Annotated in this window: 22 protein-coding genes; 15 read left to right on the top strand and 7 right to left on the bottom strand. The window is 66.5% G+C overall.

Annotated elements, in window-relative coordinates:
• The first annotated feature begins 4 nt into the window (after positions 1 to 4).
• From OK352_RS03220 to OK352_RS03210, 3 genes are all read left to right on the top strand, one after another.
• Positions 5 to 1,150 carry a PIG-L family deacetylase gene (locus tag OK352_RS03220; protein ID WP_265140274.1) on the top strand — a complete coding sequence of 382 codons (1,146 nt, stop codon included), beginning with the start codon at positions 5 to 7 and terminating at the stop codon, positions 1,148 to 1,150.
• A gap of 190 nt (positions 1,151 to 1,340) precedes the next feature.
• Complete coding sequence (locus tag OK352_RS03215) at positions 1,341 to 2,159, top strand: DUF4190 domain-containing protein (RefSeq protein ID WP_265139948.1); 819 nt, start codon at positions 1,341 to 1,343, stop codon at positions 2,157 to 2,159.
• Between the two features lie 202 nt (positions 2,160 to 2,361).
• Positions 2,362 to 3,489, top strand: a complete 1,128-nt coding sequence (locus tag OK352_RS03210) for a type II CAAX endopeptidase family protein (protein ID WP_265139947.1) — start codon at positions 2,362 to 2,364, stop codon at positions 3,487 to 3,489.
• 329 nt (positions 3,490 to 3,818) lie between these two features.
• Here the strand turns inward: OK352_RS03210 and OK352_RS03205 are convergent, their stop codons facing one another.
• Entirely contained in the window at positions 3,819 to 5,774 is a 1,956-nt protein-coding gene (locus tag OK352_RS03205; RefSeq protein WP_265139945.1) for an aconitate hydratase, read from the bottom strand.
• An 81-nt stretch (positions 5,775 to 5,855) separates the two neighbouring features.
• Positions 5,856 to 6,752, bottom strand: a complete 897-nt coding sequence (locus OK352_RS03200; RefSeq protein ID WP_265139944.1) for a YybS family protein — start codon at positions 6,750 to 6,752, stop codon at positions 5,856 to 5,858.
• A 158-nt stretch (positions 6,753 to 6,910) separates the two neighbouring features.
• Between OK352_RS03200 and OK352_RS03195 the strand changes: the two genes are divergently transcribed.
• The 4 genes from OK352_RS03195 to OK352_RS03180 all read left to right on the top strand — a co-directional run bounded on the left by OK352_RS03195 (position 6,911) and on the right by OK352_RS03180 (position 8,515).
• Positions 6,911 to 7,192 (top strand): type II toxin-antitoxin system VapB family antitoxin, encoded by a 282-nt coding sequence (locus OK352_RS03195; protein ID WP_265139943.1) that lies wholly within the window; start codon positions 6,911 to 6,913, stop codon positions 7,190 to 7,192.
• Positions 7,189 to 7,578: a type II toxin-antitoxin system VapC family toxin gene (locus OK352_RS03190; protein ID WP_265139942.1), complete on the top strand. Its 390-nt coding sequence runs from the start codon at positions 7,189 to 7,191 to the stop codon at positions 7,576 to 7,578. The genes OK352_RS03195 and OK352_RS03190 overlap by 4 nt, the downstream gene beginning before the upstream one ends.
• Positions 7,579 to 7,697: 119 nt before the next feature.
• A complete protein-coding gene (locus tag OK352_RS03185; RefSeq protein WP_265139941.1) occupies positions 7,698 to 8,045 on the top strand; it encodes an ArsR/SmtB family transcription factor in 348 nt (115 codons plus the stop codon).
• A complete protein-coding gene (locus OK352_RS03180) occupies positions 8,042 to 8,515 on the top strand; it encodes an SRPBCC family protein (RefSeq protein WP_265139940.1) in 474 nt (157 codons plus the stop codon). Before OK352_RS03185 ends, OK352_RS03180 begins: the two co-directional genes overlap by 4 nt.
• Positions 8,516 to 8,740: 225 nt before the next feature.
• Here the strand turns inward: OK352_RS03180 and OK352_RS03175 are convergent, their stop codons facing one another.
• Positions 8,741 to 11,974, bottom strand: a complete 3,234-nt coding sequence (locus OK352_RS03175) for a S41 family peptidase (protein WP_265139939.1) — start codon at positions 11,972 to 11,974, stop codon at positions 8,741 to 8,743.
• A gap of 306 nt (positions 11,975 to 12,280) precedes the next feature.
• Between OK352_RS03175 and OK352_RS03170 the strand changes: the two genes are divergently transcribed.
• Together OK352_RS03170 and OK352_RS03165 are read left to right on the top strand one after the other, a co-directional pair.
• Positions 12,281 to 13,303: a zinc-dependent alcohol dehydrogenase family protein gene (locus tag OK352_RS03170; protein ID WP_265139938.1), complete on the top strand. Its 1,023-nt coding sequence runs from the start codon at positions 12,281 to 12,283 to the stop codon at positions 13,301 to 13,303.
• A gap of 333 nt (positions 13,304 to 13,636) precedes the next feature.
• The gene (locus OK352_RS03165) at positions 13,637 to 14,884 is read left to right on the top strand and encodes an alpha/beta fold hydrolase (RefSeq protein WP_265139937.1); all 1,248 of its coding nucleotides are present in this window, start codon (positions 13,637 to 13,639) and stop codon (positions 14,882 to 14,884) included.
• Here OK352_RS03165 and OK352_RS03160 read toward each other — a convergent pair whose 3' ends face one another.
• Positions 14,885 to 15,865 (bottom strand): quinone oxidoreductase family protein, encoded by a 981-nt coding sequence (locus OK352_RS03160; protein WP_265139936.1) that lies wholly within the window; start codon positions 15,863 to 15,865, stop codon positions 14,885 to 14,887.
• A 74-nt stretch (positions 15,866 to 15,939) separates the two neighbouring features.
• Between OK352_RS03160 and OK352_RS03155 the strand changes: the two genes are divergently transcribed.
• Entirely contained in the window at positions 15,940 to 16,464 is a 525-nt protein-coding gene (locus tag OK352_RS03155) for a MarR family winged helix-turn-helix transcriptional regulator (protein WP_265139935.1), read from the top strand.
• A 17-nt stretch (positions 16,465 to 16,481) separates the two neighbouring features.
• Here OK352_RS03155 and OK352_RS03150 read toward each other — a convergent pair whose 3' ends face one another.
• Together OK352_RS03150 and OK352_RS03145 are read right to left on the bottom strand one after the other, a co-directional pair.
• Entirely contained in the window at positions 16,482 to 17,369 is an 888-nt protein-coding gene (locus OK352_RS03150; RefSeq protein ID WP_265139934.1) for a siderophore-interacting protein, read from the bottom strand.
• Between the two features lie 102 nt (positions 17,370 to 17,471).
• Positions 17,472 to 18,029: a TetR/AcrR family transcriptional regulator gene (locus OK352_RS03145; RefSeq protein ID WP_265139933.1), complete on the bottom strand. Its 558-nt coding sequence runs from the start codon at positions 18,027 to 18,029 to the stop codon at positions 17,472 to 17,474.
• Between the two features lie 47 nt (positions 18,030 to 18,076).
• Between OK352_RS03145 and OK352_RS03140 the strand changes: the two genes are divergently transcribed.
• Complete coding sequence (locus tag OK352_RS03140) at positions 18,077 to 19,597, top strand: MFS transporter (protein WP_265139932.1); 1,521 nt, start codon at positions 18,077 to 18,079, stop codon at positions 19,595 to 19,597.
• A gap of 361 nt (positions 19,598 to 19,958) precedes the next feature.
• Here OK352_RS03140 and OK352_RS03135 read toward each other — a convergent pair whose 3' ends face one another.
• Positions 19,959 to 20,447, bottom strand: coding sequence for an FBP domain-containing protein (locus OK352_RS03135; RefSeq protein ID WP_265139931.1), 489 nt, complete (start codon positions 20,445 to 20,447; stop codon positions 19,959 to 19,961).
• Between the two features lie 562 nt (positions 20,448 to 21,009).
• Here OK352_RS03135 and OK352_RS03130 point away from each other — a divergent pair.
• The 4 genes from OK352_RS03130 (at position 21,010) to OK352_RS03115 (ending at position 25,766) form a co-directional block, all read left to right on the top strand.
• Entirely contained in the window at positions 21,010 to 21,921 is a 912-nt protein-coding gene (locus tag OK352_RS03130) for an ABC transporter ATP-binding protein (protein WP_265139929.1), read from the top strand.
• Positions 21,922 to 21,986: 65 nt separating this feature from the next.
• A complete protein-coding gene (locus tag OK352_RS03125) occupies positions 21,987 to 23,024 on the top strand; it encodes an iron-siderophore ABC transporter substrate-binding protein (protein ID WP_265139928.1) in 1,038 nt (345 codons plus the stop codon).
• An 11-nt stretch (positions 23,025 to 23,035) separates the two neighbouring features.
• Entirely contained in the window at positions 23,036 to 25,150 is a 2,115-nt protein-coding gene (locus OK352_RS03120; RefSeq protein ID WP_265139927.1) for an iron ABC transporter permease, read from the top strand.
• A 223-nt stretch (positions 25,151 to 25,373) separates the two neighbouring features.
• Positions 25,374 to 25,766, top strand: coding sequence for a hypothetical protein (locus tag OK352_RS03115; protein ID WP_265139926.1), 393 nt, complete (start codon positions 25,374 to 25,376; stop codon positions 25,764 to 25,766).
• The last annotated feature ends 62 nt before the right edge of the window (positions 25,767 to 25,828 follow it).

The raw sequence follows: 25,828 nt of genomic DNA, 5'->3' as shown, positions 1-25,828 counted from the left end.
CGAGATGCCGCGGGGTGGCACGCGGAGTGAGGGCGACGAGTCTCAGGGCCCGGCGCACGGGTTCGACACTGACGGCACCGTGCTCGACGGCACCCGCCACGTGCTGTTCGTGCACGCGCATCCGGATGACGAGACGCTAGCCACCGGTGCGCTCATGGCCGAACTGGTCGAGCGCGGCATCCTCGTCACGCTCGTGACCTGCACGCGCGGTGAGCGCGGCGAGGTCGTCCCCGGGCCACTGTCGCATTTGGAGGGGACACCAGAGTTCGCGACGCATCGCGAGAACGAACTGGCGGGCGCACTGGCCGAGCTTGGCGTCACGCGCCACGTGTGGCTTGGCACGCCCCCGGCCCGTGCGGCGGCGAGCAGGCCCCCCGTGTCCCACGGCGAGCACGCAGCCTCCGAAACGGAAGCCGCGGCGTGTCCCGATCCGAAGGCCCCCGGCTCACGGTCAGAACATTCCGCCTCAGTCGCGCACAGCGATCAGAACGCTTCTGCAGCAGAGGTCGCCGCATGTCCTGAACCGCGCCGCTACGAAGACTCCGGCATGCGCTGGGTGCGCGAAGGCCTCGCTGGTCCGGCCGAGGATGCCTCGGCAACGTCGCTGACGTCGCAGCCGCTCGACGACGAGGTGGCTGATCTGCTCGCCCTGCTCGACCGCAATTCCGCGCCCGCTCGGGGCGCAGAGTCTGCCGCGAGCACTCGGGGCGCTCAGCCTACCCCGCACACGCCGCCCGACCTCATCGTCAGCTACAACGAGATCGGCGGCTACGGGCATCCGGATCACGTGCGTGCGCGCGAGATCGCCGAGAGGGCGGCGCGCGCCCGCGGCATCCGGTTTGCTGAAATCATCTCTGATGCGTCGACCCTGCAAAACGCTCAGGATGCTGGTGAGCCGAACGAGCCCCACCACAATGCCCTGCAGACCAGGGGCGACGCGGATGCTGTCGGCGAACCAAGTGCGCAGCCTGAGGTGAAGCAGAGCGCACCGGTAGAGACGTGGTTCCGCCTCGAGCACCGACTCGGTCAGGTGAAGCGGGCGCTCGCGCATCATGCATCGCAGGTCACCGTCGCGGGGGATGACGTTGTGCACTCGGGTGGGCAGCGGACGCCGATCGAGACGTCCGCGGGTCTGCGCGTCCTGTCCTGACCCGCGAGTGTTGTGTCGACCGGCGAGTGCCGTGCCGACTCGCGAGTGCCGTGCTGACCCGCGAGTGCCGTGTCGACCCGCGAGGGTCCCGTGCCGGCCGGCGAGTGCCGTGCCGACAAGCGGCCGAACTCGCTGAGGATACGCGGCAGCCGCACCCGATACATGGCCTGGGTATGTAATGCTGGAATTTGTGAATCCCGAGAGTCCCTCAGTTGAATCCCCTTCGGCAGCTTCTCGCACCCTTGCGGTCTGGGCGCTTATTCTCGGCATCCTGACCCTGGTGGTCGCCGTCGTGCCCTTCGCGAATTTCGGGGCGTGGCTCGTCGCCATCGCGGCGCTCGTTCTCGGGATCGTCTCGCTCGTCAAGCGACGAGGCGGCCGCGGCATGGCGATCACGGGGATCGTGCTGTCTGTTCTCGGGGCCATCCTGTCGATTGTGATGGTGCTCGTGTACAGCGCGGTGTTCATCTTCTCGGCGATCAGCTCGGACGGCGACGTCGCCCCGTCGTCGACGCTCACCGCAACGCCGACCGCAGAGCCAACGGGTGACGGTGCGGCCGGAGGCGACGGAACCGAAGAGTCACCATTCGCGCTCGGGACACCCTTTGACGTCGAGGGCATGGCGGGCGGAACCTGGACGATCACCGTCGACGATGCGGAATTCGATGCCGGCGACGCCGTCGACAACCCGAACGATGACGGAGTGCCCGCCGATGAAGCACCGCAGTATGCGCTGTTGCACGTGACGCTCGAGTACGACGGCTCCGGCACATCGCTTGTGCCGCAGATGGAACTTCAGTTCGGCTACGCGGGCACCGGCGAGACGGTGTGGGGGATCCCGTCGTCCGACATCACGACACCCGCGGAGTCGTTTGCAACACTCGGCAGCATGGAGCCGGGCGATTCAGCAACCGTCGACGTGGTCATCGCGCTTCCGCAGGGGACGCAAACGGGCGGCACCTGGGCCGTGTCGACGACGGCGAGCGACACCGTGCTCTACGTCGGATAGCCAGCCCCAATCCGACAGGTCAGCCCGAATTGGGGACCACCTTTCACTATGACAGGGCCGTGTTTGATAGTGAAAGTTGGTCCCCAATTGCCCGAGGGTAGGCCCAGCCCTACCCCGAAGTGTGGTGTGCGGGGTAGTGAGCTGCGGCCGTCGCGCTGGTGAGCTTGACACGTTCGATTGTCGAAACGTGAAAGGACCTTCCGTGACTGCCCCACATGCGTCTGACCCGAGCGGCGCGCCACACACTGATTTGCCACACGCCACTGCCGCCGCTGCGCCCCGGTCAGCGTCGCCGTCCAGCGCACTGCCTCACCCCAAGACGGCCCGCAACGCAGCATCCCGCTCAGAAACCGGCATCGACGGGAGGAGCGGCACTGCTGACCAAAACAGCACCGGTCTTTCCGCCGACCGGACGGGCGACCAGAGCGCGCGGCGCCGCTCTGGCAGCATCCGGTCGCTGGTGTCGCGCTCGCCGCTCATTAGCTTCTTCGTTCTCGCCAATCTGCTTAGTTGGGCGGCCTGGACGCCGTACATTTTGTCGAACAACGGGCTCGGCCTGTGGGACTACTCGTTCCCCGAGTGGCTGGGCACTGCGCAGTTCTCGGGTGTGCTTCCCGGCGCCTACCTCGGGCCCATTGTCTCGGCGCTGCTCATCACCGCGCTCGCCGATGGTCGTGCCGGGCTGAGGGCGTGGGCGAAGCGACTGTGGAAGTGGCGCGTAAGCGTCCGGTGGTACATCATCACGATTGTCGGTGTTCCGGCCGCGATCATCGCGTCGGCACTCGTGTTCTCCGGCGGCCAGATTCAGGCGCCGTCCCTCCTGGTGCTTGCGGCGCTCGTGCCCGGGCTCGTACTTCAGATGGTGACGACCGGCCTCGCCGAGGAGCCCGGCTGGCGCGACTTCGCCCTGCCCCGTCTGCAGGCGCGGTTCAGCCCGCTGAAATCGTCGTTCATTCTCGGGCCGCTGTGGGCTCTGTGGCACATGCCGCTGTTTCTCAGCGACTGGGGTGGGTGGCCGGATGCTGCCTGGTGGCGTCCGCTCGAGTTTGCGGCGTTCTGCATCACGTTCAACATTGTCATGACGTGGGTCTTCAACCGCACGGGTCAGAGCCTGCCGCTTTCGATGCTGATGCACGTGAGCGTCAACAACTTCGTCTCAATCGCGTGGAGCGACATGTTCCCCATGGTGGACGTTTCGCTCGCGCAGACTTCGCTCTTGTTCGGGTCGACGATCGCGGCCGCGGTTATTGTGGTGGCGACGCGTGGCCGGCTCGGCTACGACGTGCAGCCGCTAGCGAGCGGCGTTTCTGGCAGGACGAGGAGGGGCTAACGCGGCCAGCGCCCACCAGCGAGCGGTAAGCCCTAAGTCGACAGCGGGGAATAGTCAGCAGCCAGTAGCACGCAGTCATCGGAAGCAGGCGTGCCCGGTCGATCTGCTGCATGGCGCCGGCTGCACTGCGCCAGCCTGACTGAGAACCGGGTCTGCGTGGACTTTACGGGCATATGCGACGGATCTCGGGCAGCGCTACAGAATCGGAATTGCGCCACAGTTTTTTCTGTGGCGCAATTCCGATTCTGTAGCTGGGCGGGTGGCGGACGCCCCCGGCCAGGTGGCGGACGCCCATAAGCGGTTGGTCGTTGACGCGGCTACCTGAGCGGCTACCCCTGCGTTCCCGCCGCCAGCGCGGTGAGCGGAATGCGGCCGCCCGCGAGGATCATCTCCACCTGCCGGTCGGAGAGGCGGTGGTGCAGCGGCACCTCGCGCCCGCCGATCGTCGCCGTCACGCTCGTGCCGGTCTTGAGAGCCTCGTGCAGCCCATCGATCACCGCCACGTCGCCCTGCGACAGCGCGTCGTAGTCGGCCGGGTCGTCGAACTCGAGGGCGAGGATGCCGAAGTTCGCGAGGTTCTGCCAGTGAATGCGCGCGAACGACTTCGCGATCACGGCCCGCAGACCGAGGTAGCGCGGGGCGATCACCGCGTGCTCGCGCGAGGAGCCCTGCCCGTAGTTCTCGCCCGCGATCACCACGTGGCCGCTCGCGGCATCCCGTGCCCTGTCGGGGTATGTCTCGTCAATGCGCGTGAAGCTGAACTCGGCGATCTTCGGGATGTTGCTGCGGAACGGCAGCACACGCGACCCCGCGGGCATGATCTCGTCCGTCGACACGTTGTCGTCCATCTTCAGCAGCACGGGCACCTCAAGGTGGTCGTCGAGCGGCTCGAACTCCGGAAGTGACACGATGTTCGGCCCCTTCACAAGATCGACCTTGGCCGCCTCCGCCGGCTCCAGCGGTGCGAGGAGCATATCGCTGATGGAGCTGTACTTCGAGGGCATTGTCGGAATCGAATACCGGATGCTGTGAGACTCTGCGAGCGTGCGCGGGTCGGTGATGCGTCCCGTCAGTGCCGCGGCCGCCGCGGTCTCTGGTGAGCAGAGCCACACGGCATCCTCTTCCGTCCCCGATCGCCCGGGGAAGTTGCGGGGCATCGTTCGCAGTGAGTTGCGGCCGGATGCCGGTGCCTGACCCATGCCGATGCAGCCCATGCACCCGGACTGGTGAATGCGGGCACCGGATTTCACGAGCGAGGTGAGCCAGCCGCCGGAGATGAGATCGGCGAGCACCTCCCGTGAGGTGGGGTTGATGTCGACGGAGACCTGCGAATGCGTCTGCTGTCCATCGAGGATCTCGGCGACGACGGCGAAATCGCGCAGCCCCGGGTTGGCTGACGATCCGACGACGACCTGAAACACCTCTTCGTCTGTGACGTCGGCAACCCGCACAACGTTGCCCGGTGACGATGGCTTGGCGATGAGCGGTTCGAGACTCGACAGGTCAATGTGCTCGGTGACGTCGTACTCGGCGCCGTCGTCGGTGACGAGTTCCGTATAGTCATTGCCGCGGCCGACGGCCTCGAGGTAGTCGCGCACGGCGTCGTCGGCCGGGAACACCGTCGTGGTTGCGCCGAGCTCAGCGCCCATATTGGCGATCACGTGGCGATCCATCGCCGTCAGGTTCTTCAGGCCCGGGCCGTGGTATTCGATGATCCGCCCGACGCCGCCCTTGACGCCGTGGCGCCGCAGCATCTCGAGAATGACATCCTTCGCCGACACCCAGTCCGGCAGCTTGCCTGTCAGTTCAACGCCCCAGATCTCGGGCATCGCCACGTAGAGCGGCTGCCCGGCCATAGCCATCGCGATCTCGAGTCCGCCGACGCCGATCGCCAGCATCCCGAGTGCTCCGGCGGCGCACGTGTGCGAGTCGGAGCCGATCATCGTTACGCCCGGCCGCCCGAAGTGCGATTGGTGAACCGGGTGCGAGACGCCGTTCCCCGCCTTCGAGAACCAGAGCCCGAAGCGCTGCGCTGCCGACTGCAGAAAGAGGTGGTCGTCTGGGTTCTTCTCGTCGGTCTGCAGCAGGTTGTGGTCGACGTACTGCACCGACAGCTCGGTCTTGATGCGGTCGAGCCCCATGGCTTCGAGTTCGAGCATCACCATTGTGCCCGTAGCATCCTGCGTGAGCGTCTGATCGACTTTCAACCCGACTTCACTGCCCGGCGTCATCTCGCCTTCGACGAGGTGACTCGCGATGAGTTTTTGTGCGACGTTCTGAGACATAGCCCTGCCTTTCCGACGGGAGATCCCGCGTCGGCCCGGCGCGGGACCTCTGTGCCAGCCTATGCCGGATGCTGTGAAAGGTTAAGCGCTGCCGAAATAGCACTCGTCCGATCCGGCAGTGACCCGAACGAGACCGCCGTTCATGGTGTCTTCGGGCACCTCGATCACGACACTGCCGCTGGCCGATTCACCCGTGGCCAACCCGGTGATGTCATCGAAGTCGGTGTCTGGCCCTGGTGGGTTGAGGGAGCTCGCCTGGTGCTCAGTGCCCTCGGCATCGACGAACGTGACGCTGAGATCTGTCGACGGAGTGGCCGATCCGACGCCGAGGTACGAGACCGTGAGGTTGATAGCGATGTAGCGGTTTCCGTCGGCCGCGTCTGCCCCGTATGCGGTGGTCTTGGCGTTCTCGTCGCTCGTGTCGATGAGAACGTCGTCGATGCTGACGCCCCATTCGGGCTCGTCCGCACCGAGTTGCGCCGTTGTTCCGACGGGGATCGGATTCTGTATCGTGCCGGGCTCGCCGGCAGCATCCGGGCCGTGTGTCGCCGTGGGCGACGGCGCGTAGTCGATGATGGTGTTGATGAACGACGAGGTGTACGTGATCGCGAGAACGATCGACAGCATGATGGCGATGACCGAGAGGATGCTGCCGGTGATAGCCATCCCCTTCTTGCGGTTCTTCAGGCAGATGCCGACAATGCCGAGCACGAGGCCGATGAGAGCCAGGATGCCGCTGCCGTAGTTGATGACGGGAATGGCAGCGCCGATCAGCGAGAGCACGCCGATGACCAACGCGGCAATGCCGAATCCGTTAACACGGCTGTGTGTCGGCTGCGGCGGCTGCCCGGGAAACTGCTGCCCGGCTAGCGGCTGCCCCGGAACGGGCTGCCCCGGAAACGGTTGGCCGGGCTGCTGCGCGTATGGAGGCAGCTGTGGGTAGCCATACGGATCGTGGGGTGGCTGCTGAGCTGACATGCATTCAACGATGCCAAGAAAACGCGCGCCTGCCCATGGGGTCAACTGCCCAGGTGGCATGCCTTGGAGGATTGGGCAGAAGCCGGCGTGCGCCGAGTAGCCCAGTGTATGAGGGTAGAAGTATTCCAATTTCAATCTACCGTTGGTAGACTTCGAATATGGGGTTGAACATCAAGAACGAACGCACGCATGAGGTGGTGCGGCGATTGGCGCAGCTGGAAGGCATGAGCCAGACAAGCGTGGTAGAAGACGCTGTTCGCCGTCGACTTGATCAACTTGCCGAACAGAGCACTCGCGACACGGATGCCGAGGCTGAGCGCAGGTATGAGCAGCTCACACGCATTGCGGAGGAATTCAGCGCGGGGCTCACCGATGGACAGCGTGAGGATCTGCGCCATTCTGATGAGTGGCTGTACGACGACGCGGGGTTGCCCGCATGATCATCGATACGTCGGCTCTCATCGCGGCTCTGCTTGACGAGCGGGATGCTGACGGCATCCGACGTGCTCTGGCTCGTGGTGACTCGCATATCTCGGCGGCGACACTCGTCGAGGCGCGGATCGTCGCACGGGCAAAGGCCGGGCCCGAAGGTGAGCGGCGGCTTGAGCGACTCTTGCGAGTGGCCGAGGTGAGCGTCGTGCCGTTCGACGCAGAACAGGCTCAGGCCGCGTGTGACGCATATCGTGACTACGGGCGAGGGTCAGGGCATCGCGCGAAGCTCAATCTCGGAGACACCTTCAGCTATGCGCTCGCGTCCGTGTCCGATGAGCCCCTTCTTTACGTTGGTGACGACTTCGCCTACACCGATATCCCCTCTGCGCTCTGAACCTGACACGCAGCAACGCATCGGGCGACACAAAAGTCTCGAGGGAGGCCTTGCATTCGAAGCGACTTCTCGGTACCTTGTTAATCAACAAAGTAGTTGATAAAGAAATAGGTTGATTAATGACGAATGCGGATGACGACACTCTCGACGCCGCGTTCCTTGCTCTGGCGCACCCGATCCGACGGCGGATCGTTGCGCGTTTGAGCAGGGGACCGGCAACCGTGAATGAACTCGCGGAACCGTTCGAGATGTCCAAGCAGGCCGTGTCCCGTCACATCCAGATGCTCGAGGCCGCCGGGCTCGTCACGCGTTCGCGCGATGCGCAGCGGCGACCGGTCGCACTGGATGCCGCACAGCTCGAGAAGCTCACGGCGTGGATCGACCGCTACCGGTTGATCCACGAGCAGCAGTTTCGACAGCTCGACGAGCTTCTCTCACACAACGATTCAAAGGATGCAGAACAATGACGAATCCCGTCACCATTACAGCTCCAGAAGGACTTCCCTTCGTCGACATCGAGCGGGAGTTCGAGGCTCCCCCATCGGCAGTCTTCCGGGCTCATGCCGACCCGGAGCTCGTCGCCCAATGGATGGGGCCGCACGGCTACGAGATGACAGTTCCCGAATGGGACTTCACCTCACACGGCAGCTATCGGTTCGTCCATCGCGACGGTGAAGGCAACGAGTTTCACTTCAACGGAACGTTCCACACGGTTCGCGAGAACGAGGTAGTCATTCAGACGTTCGAGTTCGAAGGCGCTCCGGATGCTGTCAGCATCGAGAAGCTGACACTCACCGATCTGGGTGGTGGCCGCACTCGGCTCAGCTCCCGAGCCACGTACCCCAGTGTCGAGGTGCGCGATGCCATGGTCGAGAGCGGCATGGAGCACGGAGTCGTCGAGGGCTATGAGTCTCTCGATGAGATCCTCGCCCGATAACTGGCCGCGGCGTGAGCGACCGGCGCTGGCGACGTGACGTCAGCGCCGGCCGCACGCGCGCGGTGCCGAACCGCGTTGCGGTGGCAGCATCGCGCTGCATGACAGCATCCGTCTTGACCCAATCGGCGCGAGAGCTCAGCGGGCGAGATCTGAAGTCGTCCGGCCCCGGCTCTCACCAGGAGCAATAAGCGCGGAGCCCTCAGCAGGAACGATGAGCGTTTGCCGTCAGCCCTGAACTCGCGGCTCCGGAAGAGGCGGAGGCGCCGCCGCGGGAGTCCGGTCGAGCCGGGCAAGCGCCTCGGCGATCGCCCGGTCGAGCTGCGGGTCGTCATTCTCGAACAGCTGGGAGGGCGTGTGCACCACCTCGATATCCGGATCCACGCCGTGATTCTCGACGCCCCAGCCCTTGCCTTCGAGCCAGTACGCGTACCGTGGCTGTGTGATGCCCGTGCCATCGACCAGGCTGAACCGCCCGTCGATGCCGACGACGCCGCCCCAGGTGCGCACGCCCACGACCGGGCCGACGCCCAGGGCCTGAGCACGCGCGTTGACGATGTCGCCGTCTGACCCCGAGTTCTCGTTCGCGACGATCACGACGGGACCACGTGGTGCCCGGTCCGGATCGGGAATGGGATGCTCGTACTGCCTCGCCTGCGTCCACGCGATCACACGCGACGCGAGGCGTTCGATCACGAGCTGACTCGTGTGCCCACCTCGGTTGTAGCGGACATCGGCGATGACCCCTTCGGCGTCGGTTGCCACGCGAAGGTCGCGGTGCAGCTGTGCCCAGCCGTAACTCTGCATATCGGGAACGTGCAGGTACCCGAGCCTGCCGCCGCTGTGCTCGGTGACGTACGCGCGGCGCTCGTGCACCCACGCCTGATACCTCAGCACTTCTTCGCTGGCAAGCGGCACAACGGCGACGCGCCGATCGGTACCGTCACGTCGCAGTGTGAGCTCGACGGGCTTGCCCGCCGCCCCGATGAGGTGTCGTGCCGGCCCCGCCACGGGGTCCACCGGTGCGCCGTCGACGGCGACGATCAGATCGCCGGCCCGTGCGCCCACCCCGGCCTGGCGCAGCGGAGACCGGGCTTCCGGTTCGCTCGATTCGCCGGGCAGGATGCTGTCGATGCGCCAGTCGCCCTCCGTGGGCGAGAGGTCGGCGCCCAGGAAGCCCAGTTTGCGCGAGGCATCCCCGAGCGGATCCCGCGGCATCACGTAGGCGTGCGACGTGTTCAGCTCGCCGACGGTCTCCCACAGCACGTCGACGAGGTCGTCGTGCGTGCGCACAGCATCGACCACCGGGCGCCAGCGTGCGATGACAGCATCCCAGTCGACCCCGTTCATGTCGGCGCGCCAGTAATGATCGCGCATGATGCGAGCATTTTCGTCGAACATTTGGTGCCACTCAGCCGTGCGATCGAGCTCGAACCGCAGCCGGCTCATGTCGACGGAAATGCGGGCGCTGTCGTCCTCCTCCGCTTTGCGCGTGGACGGCAGCACGGTGACGTCGTCGCCATGACGCACGACGATTCTCTCGCCGTCACCCGACACGGCGACGTGGTCCGCCTTGTCGACGAGCGTCGTGAGTTTGCGGTCGGTGAACGACCAGCGCTCCACGCGGTCCGCCGCCTTCTCGCCCGCGACGCCGGCGCGGCGCGACCCGAGCTCGCCCTGCTCGTCCGACGCGACTCGGATCCAGAGCACGCCGTCCTTCGCCGCCACCAGATCGCGGTAATCGGCGGAGGGCACGGGGAAGGGCGTGATGCGTTCCTCGGCACCCTCGACGTCGAGCTCCGGGCAGGTCACAGGGGCGGATGCTGCGGAGCCACCCTCCGCGGAGGAGCCCGTCGCGCTCGACAGCCGCCACCCGTCAGCGCTCGGCCCGAACGGTGCGGGCTCCGTCGCCGACAGCGGGATCAGCCACGGCCGCGTCGCCCCGCTGAAGGCGAGGTCGAAGGCGTGCTGGTTGTAGTACGGGTCGAACGTGCGGTCAGACAGGAACACGATGTGCGCGCCGTCGAGGGTGAACGCGGGCGAGTGGTCGTGGTATTTCCCCGTCGTGAGCGCGACGGCATCGTCACCGCGGGTGGTGTCGAGGATGCGGAGCTGATGCAATTCCGACTCGCCCGACGTCGGCTGTGACCATGCGAGGTAGCGACCGTCGGGGGAGAAGACGGGACTGAGTGCTTCCCCGGCCACGCTGCTGCCGACATCGCGGGCCGTTCCGGCGGAGACATCGATGAGCCGAATGACGCCGTCGTGCGAGATCGCGGCGATGTGTGTTCCCGCTGGGTTCGCCGCGAGGTGCAGGATACGCCCGAGCACCCCGCCAAGGATGCGACGCGGCTCGCCGCTGCCGTCAGACGCGCGGATCTCGACAGCATCCTCACCCTCAGCGTCGGTGATGTAGGCAACAGATCCGGTCTCGCCCAGGACGACCGGCTCGCGCGTCCGGATGCCGGAATCGGCGGCGATCGCGCGTGCGGGTCCTTCGCGGTGCGACAGCCAGAAGGCGTTGCCCCGCCAGGTGAGGAGGCTCGCGTCGCCACCGTGGTCCGGCGAGATTGCGGTTACGTCCTTCGCCGGGTCGAGGGCGACGGGGCCCACGTCGATGCCGGGTAGCACGATGTCGAGGGTGCGGGGCTCGGCGTCGATGCCCGACAGCATCCGGAGCTGCCCGCGACTGTGCCACACGATGCGCTCGCCGGCCGTCGTGGCATCGCGGACGTAGCCGTCATCTTCGGTCTGGAACGTGAGCTGGCGCGGCTCGGCGTTCTCGGCAGCATCCAGCACCCACAGGTTGGCCTGCTCCCGGGCGTGGTCGGGGAACCGGGCGGCGCGATCGGAAACGAAGACCAGCCGGTCGCCCAGCCACATCGGGTCGACGATCGAGGCCTCGTCGCCGGGCAGAAGCTGCTGCCAGGCACCATCGCCGTGGGCGTCGAGCCACAGCCGCGGCGCCGTGCCGCCCCGGTAGCGCTTCCACCACGCTGGTGGGCGGCTCCCCGGAGTGCTGAGCGCCACAGCGCCGTCCGCACGCACGGCGAGACCCGCCGCTGTGCCATAACGCAGACGCTCGAATCGGCCATCGAGCGAAACGCGCTTCACAACCGTATGGCGCATGTTCGCCTCGCCCGCATGAGACGAAACGAGGATGCTGTCGCTCGACGCCCACCCGAGCATCGTGGTCACGCTGCCACCCCACCAGGTGAGGCGGCGCACCGAACCGGTGGCGATGTCGGCGACCATGACCTCGGGGTGGCCGTCGCGGTGTGACACGAACGCCACGTGCGCGGCGTCGGGCGAGAGCCGGGGCTGGCGCACGGGAGCGTGGTCTGAGGTGAGTCTCCAGGCGCGGCCGCCGTCGGAGCCGACGAGCCAGATGTCGTCGTCAGCGACGAAGGTAAGAAGGTCGTTCGAGATGTGCGGGTAGCGAAGGTACGTCGTTGTGCTCACCCGGCACAGCCTACGTGGCGCATCCGACAACGGGAAGAGGTCTTGTCGAGCGTGTGCGTCCCGTGTTCTCGAACGTTGCCATGAGCCGTCGACCCGCGGGCAACTGGCCGTTCGTGCGGAACGATGGACGACGATTGGTGCGCTCAGCCGACCGGCCTCGAGCGAGCACCGAGCACGGCGTAATCTGAGAGGCAGCGCGAACACGCGTGACGCGAGACGGCTCGCACGCGCACTGAACTCGCACATGTGCAGACTGCGGGCATCGACTGCAAGCGCAGACTGCGAGAACCGACTGAAGGAGAGCACATGCGCCAAGTGATCATGCACGGTCCCGGCGACGTCCGCGTCGAGGAGCGCGAGAAGCCCACGATCGTGGAGCCGACGGACGCCGTCATCAAAATCGCAGCGACATGCGTGTGCGGCTCCGACCTGTGGCCGTATCGCGGCATCGACACGTCAGATCAGCCGTCGCCGATGGGGCATGAGTACGTCGGCGTCGTCGAGTCGGTGGGGGATGCTGTCACGACAGTGGTGCCCGGAGACTTCGTCGTCGGCTCGTTCATGGCCAGCGACAACACGTGCGAGATCTGCGCCGCCGGATATCAGAGCCGCTGCGTGCACGTGGTGCCGATGGGCTCGATCGGGACCCAGGCGGAATACGCACGGATTCCGTTGGCCGACGGCACACTTGTCGCGACGCCGCGCCCGCCCACGGCCGCCGAGATTCCCGCGCTGCTCGCAGCATCCGATGTTCTGGGCACCGGCTGGTTCGCCGCCGTCGCTGCAGAGGTGGGCCCGGGCAAGACAGTGGCCGTTGTCGGTGATGGCGCCGTCGGGCTGCTCGGTGTGCTCGCGGCCCGTCGCCTCGGTGCCGAGCGCGTCATCGCGATGAGCCGCCACGCCGACCGGCAGGAGCTGGCGCGCTCGTTCGGTGCCACCGACATCGTCGACGAGCGAGGGGATGCTGGCGCTCGCCGGATCCGCGACCTCACGGACGGGCTCGGCGCGCACTCGACGATCGAGGCGGTGGGCACGCAGGAGTCCATGATGCAGGCGATTCGCTCGACGCGGGCCGGCGGCCACGTGGGCTTTGTCGGGGTGTCACACGGTGTGGAGCTGCCCGGACACAAGCTCTTCTTCTCTGCTGTGCACCTGCATGGCGGGCCGGCGCCGGTGCGGCGGTTCCTGCCCGAGCTCATTGACCTGATCATGAGCGGCGCCATCACCCCGGGCGATGTGTTCGACATGACGCTGCCGCTCGACCGCGCCGCTGAGGGCTATGCGGCGATGGACGAGCGCCGTGCGACCAAGGTCTTGCTGACCGTGTGACGTGTCGCTGCTGAGGTGTGACGTGTCGCTGCCGCAGTGCTTCAGATGCGCCGCGGCCGCGGCGACCTCTGGCGCGCCGGTGCCGTACGTCTGAGGCGCACCCGATGCTGCGGCTTCTGCTGCGCTGGCTGCAGCGGCTCCGAGGTGTGGCACCGGCATTTGCTGTCCTTTACGGATTTGCTGTAACTCCGCGGAAGGCCAGCAAATCCGTAAAGGACAGAAACTGATGTTGGAGCAACGCCGCACGGGACAGAAGCTGATTCTGAAGTAGCACCGCGAACAACGGAGACTGCAGCCGAAAGCGCGAACCGCACCGCCGCGTAGGCTGGCAGTATGACCGTGACGACGCGACGCATGCTGGATCTGACCGTTCACGAGCACACGCTCACCGTCCCGCTGGTGTGGGACGACGCCGCCGATTCGCGCACGATCGACGTGTTCGCCGCCGTGGTGTCGCGCGAGGGCGGTGAGCATCTGCCGTACCTGGTCTTCCTGCAGGGCGGCCCGGGCAGTGAGGCGCCGCGGCCGTTCCGCGATCCGACCGGGCCGTCGTGGCTCGACGACGCGCTGACGGACTACCGCGTCGTCATGCTCGACCAACGCGGAACGGGCCGCTCGACGCCGATCGGCGATGAGGATCTGCAGCGCCCGGCAGCATCCCTTGCCGAGCACATCACGCACCTGCGGGCAGACTCCATCGTGCGCGACTGCGAAGCGGTGCGCGAACACTTGGGTGCCGAGACCTGGAGTGTGCTCGGGCAGTCGTTCGGCGGTTTCACAACACTGACGTACCTCTCGACGCACGCCTCGTCGATCGAGCACGCGTACTTCACCGGAGGCGTGAGCGCTGTCGGGCACCACCCAGACGAGCCCTATGCGCTCACCTACGACAAGGTGCACGACGCGACGCTGCGGTACTACCGGCGATTCCCCGGGCATCGTGACGCGTTCCGGCGTCTGGCAGAACGGGCGGATGCTGGCGAGATCGTGCTCCCGGACGGCGAAGTGGTGTCGGTCTCGCGACTGCGATCTCTCGGGATGCTGTTGGGAACGAACGAGGGCTGGCAGATGCTGTGGAGCCTGCTGGAGCGGGATCCGGCGACGAATGCGTTCCGCTACGATCTGGTGTCCGCGCTGCCGTTCTCGGGACGCAATCCCCTCTATTACGTGTTCCACGAGTCGTGCTACGCGGACGGCGTGGTGACGAACTGGTCGGCCGAGCGGGCGATGCCCGAAGAGTTCCACCGCGACGTGACGCTTCTGACGGGCGAGCACGTGCGCCGGGAGTGGGCAGACACCGTTCCCGCGCTGCAACCGTGGCGCGAGGTCGTTGACACGCTGGCGCAGGTGGAGTGGCCGCGCCTGTACGACGAGGCCGCGCTGACAGCATCCGGAGCCCGCGGCGCTGCGGCGGTGTACGCGAATGACATCTATGTTCCGATGGAGTACTCGCTCGAAACTTTGCGGATGCTGCCGGGTGTGACGCCGTTCATCTCGAGCGAGAACGAGCACAACGGACTGCGTTCGGGCGACGTGCTGCCGCACCTGATCGACCTCGCGCACGGCCGTCGCGTGCGCTGATCACGGGGTGAGCGCGATGCGCTCGCCGGATGCTGTGGGCTCCGCCCAGGCAGACTCGACCTGGTCGAGGTTCATCGTGCGAGTAGTGAGCGTGAGGGTTCCGGCACTGACCATGGCGAAGAGTGCCGGCAGGATCTCCGTCGGGACGCGCCCGAACGCCTCGTGCGGGACGCTGCCGGCGCCCTGGCCGACGAGCTCGATCCCCGCGCTTCGAAGCACAGCGGCCGGGAGGGAGAGCGTCGGCCCTGCCGACTCACCGATCTGCACGAAACGCGTGCGATGGAAGCTCGCCGCAAGGTCGTCGTTCGCCAGTGCGCGCAACGTCTGCTCCGCTGGCGACCCCCACAGATAGTCCAGCACGAGGTCGAATGGATGCTCGGCATGGAGTGCCCTGACAGCATCCGTCAGCCCGGCCGCATCAGCGTCGAGACGAATGACGCTGTCGGCCCCCATCGACCGCAGCTGGTCAAGGCGAGTCTCATCGCGCCCGACAGCAACAACGCGGTCCGCGCCGAACTGCTGCGCAGCCAGCTGCACGGCGAGTCCACCCGTCACGCCCGTGGCGCCGAGCACGAGAACGGATTGCCCCGGCTGAATCTGCCCCGCATATTCCAGGGCGAACCACGCAGACACGGCCGCGTTCGGCAATGCGGCGGCGACGGCATCGTCGACGCCCTCGGGAAGCTCGATGACCTGTGCGGGGTTCACGGCCAGGCGCTCAGCCATTGCCCCGGCTGGTGGTGTCGCTCCGGTGTAAACACGGCGGCCATCCGGGAGCTCGACGACGGCATCGAGGCCCATCTGCGCCGGTAGAGACATTTTCCCGCTTCCGTAGTGCGTGCCGGCCGCCAGCATCCGCTCGATGTTCTTGATCGCCGCGGCGCGCACGCGGCCGACAACCCAGCCGTCGGGTGCTGTCGGTTCTGGGACCTCGCGGCACACGGGTGCACGGCCGAGAGCATCGATGACTGCTGCCTTCATGGAACTGTCTCCTGTCGGTTTTGGTTTCCAAGGAAACAATAAATCACCGTGCGTGAAATGGCAAGATTGTTTCTGTGAAAACAAAGCAGGACGCGATCCAGCAGATCGGCGAGCTTATCGATCAGCTCACCGTTCGCTTCAGCGAGGAAGACGTCGACGAGCAGGCCTGGATGCGTGACCAATGCTCACCCGCTGCGCAGCGTGTTCTCGCCACGATCAGCGTGCAGGCGTTGCACGTGCTCGCCCGAATTCCTGCCGATGATGGCAGCGGTGAGTCGGTGAATATCGTCGGGCTGGCAGACGCAACGGGAGTCCCGAAGGGGACAGTGTCGAAGATTGTGCAGAGGCTCGTCGATGGGGGAGCGGTCGACCGCTATCGGCGCGAAGGGAATCGCAAAGAAGTCCATCTGCGTCTGACAACGGTAGGTCAGGAGATCCAGCGCGCACACCACAGTCTCCACGAGCAGATGGGCGACGGGTTGGCCACGCTGCTCGTGCGCTATTCGGAGAGCGACCTTGACGTGATCACGCGTGTGCTCAACGACCTGGTCCGCGTGCCTCGCGAGGGTCTGCGATTCCGCCCCGACCTGCTCGACTGACGCGAGAGAGCGGCGCCCTACTCGTCGAAGATCTTGCCGACGGGTTCGCGCTTCTCAGCCTGGAAGCCGTCTTCGGCGCGGCCGAGTGCCCAGTATGCCGAGAGAGACAGCGCGCGGCGATCGATGCCCCACTCGTTGTGCAGCAGCCGGCGCAGCTGCTTCATGGCACTGCGCTCGCCGTGGGAGAAGACCTCGATTTCAGCATCCGGGTCATCAGTCGCCTCGGGCCGGGGCAGAGCCTGGGCGGCCTCAACAAGCGGGATGCCGTGCACGGCACCAGCGCGGTGAAGCCACGTCACGTCGACCCCCGCCGGGTGCGTGAGTGGGATCTCGTCGTTCGCGTCGCCGACCTCGATGATCGCGCGCCCGACAGCATCCGCCGGCATGGCCTCAAGCGCTGCGGCGATCGCGGGTATTGCCGAGTCATCGCCAAGAAGGAGGCGCTGCACTGACGGGTCCTGGCTCGGCGCGAACTTGCCGCCCGGGCCGGACAGCGACACGACGTCGCCCGGCTGTGCGGCCGCGGCCCAGGGTCCAGCGATGCCGTCGCTGCCGTGCACAACGAAGTCGATGGCGAGAGTCTTCTCGGCCTCGTTGATCGACCGGATCGTATAGGTGCGGCGCACGGGGAGGTCCTCAAGGGGAAGCGTCTCGCGCAACGTCTCGAGGTCATACGGCGGGGTCAGGCCGAGCTCCGGCTTGGCAAACAGTAGCTTCGAGTAGGTGTCGGTCGCGGCGAGCCGCTCTGGGTCGGCGTCAGCGATGTAGGCGTCGAAACCGTCGCCACCCAGGTGCACACGCACGAGGTGTGGCGTGAGCTGCTCGGTGCGAATAACCGTGAGTGCGTATTGAATTCCGCGCCGGCGCGGGGGCTGCGCCGGAGCCGTGGTGTCCTGTGACGTCATAGTCTCATCCTTGTCGATAGCGGTCAGTGCCCGCTGTGCGTCGGCGCGGCGCATCTCTGATATGCCGGGCTCGTGGCGTCCGCACCAGACGGCCGGCGGGTATCACTGCGCGATGAGGCGGCGGGCAACCGCCAGCATCCGCTCGGCGAAGTCTGATGCTGAGCCGCGGGTGAAGGCGGGGTCGGTCTCGGGGCTGGCGCTCGCCAGGTAGAGGCCGTCGCTCATGAAGATCAGTGCGGTCGCAGCATCCGGGTCACCCACTTCGGGCAGAAGGGCGGCGTGCCAGCGCGCCCGAGTGCTGGCGATGGCGGCAGCGGCGGACGCATCGCCGCTCTGTGCGAGAGTCACCGTTGCGTTGTAGGCGACGTCGAAGGGTGTTGCCGTGGCAGTCGACGTGCGGATGAAGAACGCGACGGGGCCCTCTGCGTCGGCGGCCATGGCTGCGACGTCCTCGTCCACGAGGTGTGACAGGCGCTCGATGAGCCCGGCCGTGAGGGCGTCCTTCGAGCCGTAGTGGTAGAGGAGGCCGCCTTTGGAGATGCCCGCGCGGGCCGCGACAGCATCCAGCGTCGCCGCCTTCTCGCCGCCTTCGATCAGGAGTTCTGAGTAGGCATCGAGAAGTCGGTCGGCTGTGTGTGCGCTGTCAGTCTGAGAAGCCATATTGCTACTGTACCGTCTGGACGGTACAGTTGTCGATCGGACGGTGAATGATGACGACAGCAGAGATGACAGTGACCACGCCGCGGGCCGGAGCGCGCGAGTGGTTCGGCCTTGCCGTGCTGATGCTCCCTGTTCTGCTGATCTCGGTGGACAACACGATTCTCAACTTCGCCCTGCCGCAGATCTCAGAGGCCCTGCTGCCGACCGGCACGCAGCTGCTGTGGATCATCGACGTCTATCCACTCGTACTCGCGGGGCTGCTGGTCTCGATGGGAAGCATCGGCGACCGCGTCGGGCGCCGCAAGCTGCTTCTGATCGGGGCAGCCGGCTTCGGCATCGTCTCAATTCTCGCCGCCTACTCGCCATCGGCTGAAGCCCTGATTGCGGCGCGTGCTGCGCTCGGCCTGTTCGGCGCGACACTCATGCCGTCGACACTCTCGCTGCTGCGCAATCTCTTCGTGAACCGCGAGCAGCGGCGCCTCGCCATTGCCATCTGGGGCAGCGCGTTCGCGGGCGGTGGCGCGCTGGGCCCGATCGCCGGCGGCTTCCTTCTCGAGCACTTCTGGTGGGGCTCGATCTTCCTGCTCTCCGTCCCCGTGCTGCTGCCGCTTTTCATCTTCCTTCCGCTCATCGTGCGCGAGTCGCGCGACCCCGTGGACTCGCCCATCGACCTGCTGAGCGCACTTCTCGTGCTTGTCACAATGGTGCCGTTCGTCTGGTCGATCAAGCACGCGGCGGATGCCGGAATCGATGCGTTCGCTGTCGCGGCGTTCCTCGGCGCGCTCGTCTTCGGGGCTCTCTTCGTGCGCCGCCAGCTGCGGCTGCGGCATCCGATGCTCGACGTGTCGCTCTTCACCAACTCGGCGTTCACCGGCGCGATCGTCATCAACCTGTTCAGCATCATCGCGTTCGTCGGCGGACTCTTCTTCATCACCCAGCACCTGCAGCTCGTGCTGGGAATGTCGCCCATGAATGCGGGTCTCGTGCTTGTTCCCGGTCTTGCCGTCATGATCACGGCGGGGCTCGTGGTGGTGCCGATCGCTCGGCGGGTGCGGCCCAGCATCGTCATCGCGGTTGCTCTGGTGTTCTCGGTGCTCTGCTACGGCAGCATCGCCGTGCAGGGTGGCAGCGTCAACGCGCTGGGCATTGCGCTCGCTGTCGTCGCCCTGGGCATCGGGGTGGGTGCGGCCGAGACGGTGTCGAACGACCTCATCCTCGCCAATGCCCCGGCCGCGAAGGCGGGAGCGGCGTCCGGCCTCTCCGAGACCGCGTACGAACTCGGTTCGGTGCTGGGCGTTGCAACGCTGGGCACTGTGCTCACCGCGTCGTACGGCAGCCACATCAGCATTCCCGAGGGTGTGAGCGGGGTGGATGCTGTGGCAGCATCCGAGACCATCGGCGGAGCCATGAAGGTCGCCGATGGTCTTCCGGCTGAGCTTGGCGATGCCCTGCGCGATGCGGCCATCACTGCGTTCGGCAGTGGGGCATCTCTGACATCGTGGCTGGGTGCGGGGCTCATCGTCGTGGCGATCGTTGTGTCGCTCACCACGCTGCGCCACGCGCGGTAGCGGGGCCGGCCTTCAGCACAGGTGGTGGCGTTTCCGCACCGCACGCCCCGCGCTTTGTGCAGCCGACACCCCGTGCGCGCCACTTTCGGATCTGCGCTACAGAAAATTCTGTAGCGCAGATCCGATTCTGTAGCGCACCAGCGGTTGGCCTCCAGGCGACAGGGATCGCGGACTGGCGTCCGGACTGAGGGCTGGCGTCCGGACCGAGGGCTGCCGGCGGCACCTAGGACTGCCGACCGGACTGCGGACTGCCGACCGTACCGCGCGGCGAGCGAGTTCTGCCGCGCGGCGAGGCGAGCTGTGCGACGAGGTGCGGCCAGGCGAGACGCGGCTCGGCGGTCGCCGTCAGCACCGCGGCGGCTCAGCGGCCGTCGCGCACGCCCGCCACGAATCGCGTGATGTTGCTGCGCAAGGCGTCCATGCGCTGCTGCTTCGCCGCCTCGACGTCGAACCCGATGTACGCACTCACGGGTGTGCGGCGCGCGTTCACGTTGCACTCGAAGTTGGCGCAGGCCAGCGTGCCGACGGTGTCGCCCTTGCGCCCCGCGTCGCCCGCGCGCTTGGCGACATAGAAGACGACGTCATTGGGCAGCGTCACATCTTCACACCACGAGCACTGCGGACGAGAGAGCGTGCGGCCCTCGGCCAGCTTCAGCAGAATGCCCGTTGGTGTGTCGTCGACCATCGCGACGACGTAACCGAGCTTGGGAAACTTCGTGTCGCGCCAGCCGAGAAAGTCGAGCGACTCCCACGGCTGGGCATCGAGGTCGGGGATGCTCAGCTGCGTGCGTTCGCGTTTGGTCGCATTGACAAAGCTTGAGCGGATCTGTTTTTCGGTCAGTGGAAGCATGAGTGGTCCTTAATGATGGCGGGCGAACTCATCGCCCGGGAGTCCGAGATAGTACAACCGGATGCCGCGTCCGACGCATCGTGCCCCGCTCCCCTCACGGAAGCGCGCCGTTCTTAGTTCTTCGCGCCAGAAGATTCGAGAGCGAAACACAAAAAGTGGCGGTGAAACTTCTGGGTGGCGAGTAATAGGCTCACGGCATGCAGAGTGCACGGTGCCGCACAGAGCACAGAGCACAGAGCACAGAGCACAGGGCACAGGGCACAGGGCACAGAGAGTGTGACGTGCAAGGTGTGCGGCGCATGCCGCGAGGCACAATCGTCTCTCGACGCGGCGGCAGGGCTATCTCGTACCGGCGCAGAGCGCGCCAGCATCCTCCAAACGCCCATCGGGCGGAGTCGAGATCAATGAATTCACGGGAATAGCATACGCGCAGGACGCCGAGTGTGAGGTGAGAATCACAGGAACGCGTCGCGACGCGGGCGGGAGAAGACCGTCGCCCGGTGCAGAAAAATTACATTTCCCCCTCGCGGACTGAGGCGCGGTTAGGTTAGGCTCGGCTAATGTGAATCGCACCCAGCTGACCGCAGACAGCCTGACCCTCGCCTACGAGCGCAGCACTGTCGTGCACGATGTCTCACTCGACATCACTCCGGGCGCGGTCACGGCGCTCATCGGACCGAACGGCAGCGGCAAGTCGACGGTCCTGCGATCGATGGCCCGGCTGCATCCGGTCAGCACTGGATCGGTCACCGTGCGCGATGCTGCCCCGCTGGCTGGCGACGCCGAGGGAACGAAAGGTCACGCAGCCACTCGCGACAGCGCAGCCACCCGCGACAGCACGGGTGCCCGCGGCGGACAAGGACACACGGATGCTGCCGCCCTCAGCGCCCGCGAATTCGCCCGCCGTGTCACGCTTCTCTCGCAGTCGCGGCCCAACCCGTCGGGTCTCAGCGTCCGCGACGTCGTCGCCTACGGGCGCCACCCGCACCGGCGTCGTTTCGCGGCGCTCAGCGACAGCGACCACGCCGCCATCGAGAAGGCTCTCCGCCTCACCGGAACTGAGCTCATGGCCGACCGTGCCGTCGATCAGCTCTCCGGCGGGGAGCTGCAGCGCGTCTGGCTCGCAACGTGCCTCGCGCAAGACACCGGGGTGGTGCTTCTCGATGAACCCACGAACCACCTCGACCTGCGCTACCAGGTCGAGATTCTCGATCTCATGCGCGAGCTCGCCGATGACCACGGCACGGCGGTCGGCGTCGTGCTCCACGATCTCAACCATGCAGCGGCCGTCGCGGATCACGTCGTTCTGCTGAGCGGTGGACGCGTTCGTGTCGAAGGAACGCCGCCCGAGGTGTTCTCTGCGGGCGTCCTCTCTGAGGTCTACGGCATCCCGATCGTCTCCCACGTCGACGACGACTCGGGGCTCGTTCGCGTTGAATCGCTGCCGCGCCGCTGTTTGGCGCGCACCGCATAGCTCCAAAGCGCTGTCTCGACAGCATCCGCACTCTCTGTCCCTCCCCATCCATCGAAAGCAGATCCATGTCACGACGCTCATCCACAGCATCCGCCGTCGCTCTTGCGGCCCTGACTGCCCTCGCACTCTCTGCCTGCGGGACCACCTCGGTCGAGGCCTCGGGTGAGGGCGAGAGCGGGGCGCCCGTTTCGCAGTCGTGCGAGAACGACAAGACGACAACATCGACGGATGCTGTCACGCTCACCGATGACCTCGACCGCACGGTGAAACTCGACAAGCCGGCCGAGCGCGTCGCCGTTCTCGAGTGGCAGCAGACCGAAGACCTGCTCTCGCTGTGTGTGACGCCGGTCGCCGTGGCTGATGCGGACGGGTACTCGACGTGGGACACCGCAGAGGAGCTCCCCGAGGGCGTCGCCGACGTCGGCACCCGTCAGGAGCCCAACCTCGACGCAATCTTCGCCGAAGATCCCGATCTGGTGATCGTCGAGGTGTCATCGCCCGATGACGAGATCGTCTCGCAGCTTGAAGAGTACGACGTGCCCGTGCTGGCGACCGTGGGCGCGGATGCTGCTGACCCGATTCAGAAGATGAAGGACACGTTCTCGCTGATCGCCGATGCGACGGGGCGCAGCGAACGCGCTGACGTGGTTCTCGACGAGTTCGACACGGCTCTCGCCGATGCGAAGGATGCTGTTGCCGACGCAGACCTCGAGACGACGGACTTCGTCTACTTCGACGGCTGGGTGCAGGGCGGCAACGTGGCGATCCGTCCGTTCGGTCAGGGTTCGCTCTTCGGCGAGCTGGGCGAGCAGCTGGGGTTGACGAACGTGTGGAGCGGTGACGTCGACCCGGCGTACGGCCTGGGGCAGACCGATGTTGAGGGCCTCGTCGAGGTGGGCGACGCCATGATGTTCTACACCGGCACCGACGACCCCGAGTCCGACAGCGTCGTCGACCTGCTCGCCGACAATCAGATCTGGACGTCACTTCCTGCTGTCGAGCGCGGCGACACCTATGCGTTCCCCGCGGGCATCTGGACGTTCGGCGGGCCGCGCTCCGCTGAGCAGGCGATCGACGCCTACGTCGAGCTGCTGACCGCGTAGGTTTTCACCGCATGGCGCACACCAACACCGTGCCGCCCGTCACATCGACGACGGGCGGCAGGTCGCGCGTCCTCACACTGACGCGCGGGCTCGGAGCCGTGGGTGCGCTCGTCGGCCTCGCCGTTCTCGTGGTTCTCGCGGCCGCCTGGCACGTGACGCAGGGCACGTCGAACACGGGCATCGGCGAGCTATTCGGGATGCTGTCGGGCAGCGGCTCCGCAGACGCAGGCGGCGTCACCACTCGCGATGTGCTGCTGGGCTCGCGCCTGCCGCGCGTCGCCGCGGGGATTCTTGTCGGGATCGCGCTCGGTGTTGCGGGCGCGCTCTTCCAGTCCCTCGCCCGCAACGCGCTCGCGTCGCCCGACACGCTCGCCGTCACGGCCGGGTCGTACTTCGCGGTGACGGTCGTCGCGGCATTCGGCATCGTTGTGCCACTGTGGGCGTCGGGCGGCGTCGCATTCGTCGGGGGCCTGCTTGCGGCGGGGCTCGTGCTCGGCATCGCGGGTGGCGCCGGGGCCTCCACAACCCGACTGATCCTGGCCGGAACGGCGACGGCCTTGGCTCTGCAGGCCGGCACGTCAACCCTGCTGATCCTCTTTGCGGAAGAGACCACAAGCCTGTTCGCGTGGGGCAGCGGTTCGCTCAGCCAGCTGGGCCTGGAGAACGCTCAGCGCTGCGCACCCGTGATTGTCGTGGCGACGGTGCTGGCGATGCTGCTGTCGCGCCGCCTCGACCTGCTCGGTCTCGGCGATGACGCGGCATCCGTTCTCGGTGTTCCGATTCGCGCGACGCGGGCAAGCGGCATCCTGATCGCCGTCGTGCTCACTGCCACGGCCGTGACACTCGCAGGACCGATCGGGTTCGTCGGTCTCTGCGCGCCCGTCATCACCCGCCTTATTGCACGCGTCGTCCCTGTTCTGCATAAGCACGTCGTGATGATTCCGGCCGCCGGCCTCGTCGGTGCCCTGATCGTGATCGTCGCCGACGCCGTGCTGCGCGCGATCATCGGGGCGGATGCTGCCATCTCAGTGCCCACCGGAGTGACGACGACGCTGCTTGGCGCGGTCGTGCTGGTGCTGCTTGCGCGCCGCATCCGCGACTCCGGGCCGACGCGGCAGCCGCGCGCAGCGCGCACCAGCATCCACGGTCGCCGTCGAACGGTGATCGTCGCCGTGATTCTTGCGGCGCTCGTCGTCGGCAGCGTTCTTGTCGGTTTGCTCGCCGGTGAACGATGGCTGCTCACGGGAGACATCGCCCTGTGGCTGCAGAATGACGCGGCGCCGGTCATCGCGCACGCACTGGACGGTCGTGCTCCGCGCGTTGCCGCGGCGCTCCTCGCGGGTGCTGCGCTCGCCCTGGCCGGAACATTCGTGCAGGCCAGCGCCCGCAACCCGCTCGCCGAGCCGGGCATTCTGGGCATCACGGGCGGTGCCGGGCTGGGCGCGGTGATCATCGTCACACTCGTGTCGGGCGGCGGCGTTGTCGTCATGACGGCCGCCGCGATCGGCGGCGCTCTGCTGGCGTTCGCGCTCGTGTACTCGCTGTCATGGCGCGGCGGCATGAACACCGACCGACTGGTGCTGATCGGAATCGGCCTCTGGTACGGGTTCACGGCGCTGACGACCTTCATTCTCGTGCGCGCGAACCCGTGGGATACGCCCGCGATCTTCACGTGGCTGTCGGGATCGACGTATGGCCGCGGCTGGGCCGAGGTATTGCCTGTGGGTGTCGCGCTTGTCGCAGCCATCCCGCTGGCCGTCGTGTGGCGGAGGGAACTCGATCTGCTCTCGCTCGACGACGACACACCGCGCCTGGTCGGCGTCGCGCGCGAGCGCGTGCGATTTGGCGTGCTGATCACGGCTGCGGTGCTTGCCGCGCTGAGCGTCTCGGCCGTTGGTGTCGTGGGCTTCGTCGGCCTTGTCGCTCCGCATGCCGCGCGAGCACTGGTGGGCGGGCGGCATGCTCGTGTCGCGCCGGTCGCCATGATGCTCGGTGCCGTGCTGCTCGTCGTCGCCGACACGCTGGGCCGCACGGTGATCGCGCCGTCCCAGATCCCCGCGGGGCTCATCGTCGCGGTGATCGGAGCGCCGTACTTCGTGTATCTGCTCGCGCGCTCCCGCGCGTGAGCGCTTTGCCCGTGCCGCCTGACCCACTGGAAATTGGGGACCAACTTTGCTCATTAAAACGCCGTCTGGCATAGCGAAAGTTGGTCCCCAATTGTCACGACGCGGCGCCAGCCAGACATGGGGATCGTCGTGATCATCGGGGCGCCGTATTTCGTGTGCCTGCTCGCCGCTCCCGTGCCTGAGTGAGCCCCATTGTGATGACCGTTGCTATCGGCAATGAACTATGACGCTTACACGAACGTCACGCCGCGGGCTGCTCACCGTGGTGATTGCAGCGTGCGTGCTCATCCTCTTCTACGTGGTGAGAGTTCTCTGGCTGTATGCCGGTGCAACGGAGGGTGACGTGTCCGCATCCTCGTCGATTCCGCTTCCTGACGGGAGCCAGGTCGTCAACGTCAGCACCGATTGTGCATCGGCCGGATGCTGGTCAATCTTCGACGTGCGGCCGCCGGAAGACATGACACCGAAGGACCTCGCGCTTCAGCTTGGCACTGACCCTCAGGGGAAAATCAGTGGAAACCTGCTGGACCCGCGAACGATCTGGCTGCGGGCAGAGCAAGCGGGCGACCTCCTCAGCATCCATGCCGACTATTGGTCGTCGGAGTGGGTGCCCTGATCACTTGCTTCGCTGGAACCGGTGGTGGCGAGCGCCGACTATAAACACTACAGGTCTGCTTC

It is taken from the genome of Microbacterium sp. MPKO10 (assembly GCF_026107415.2).
Taxonomy (GTDB): Bacteria; Actinomycetota; Actinomycetes; order Actinomycetales; family Microbacteriaceae; genus Paramicrobacterium.
This window is presented reverse-complemented; position numbering and strand designations above follow the sequence as displayed.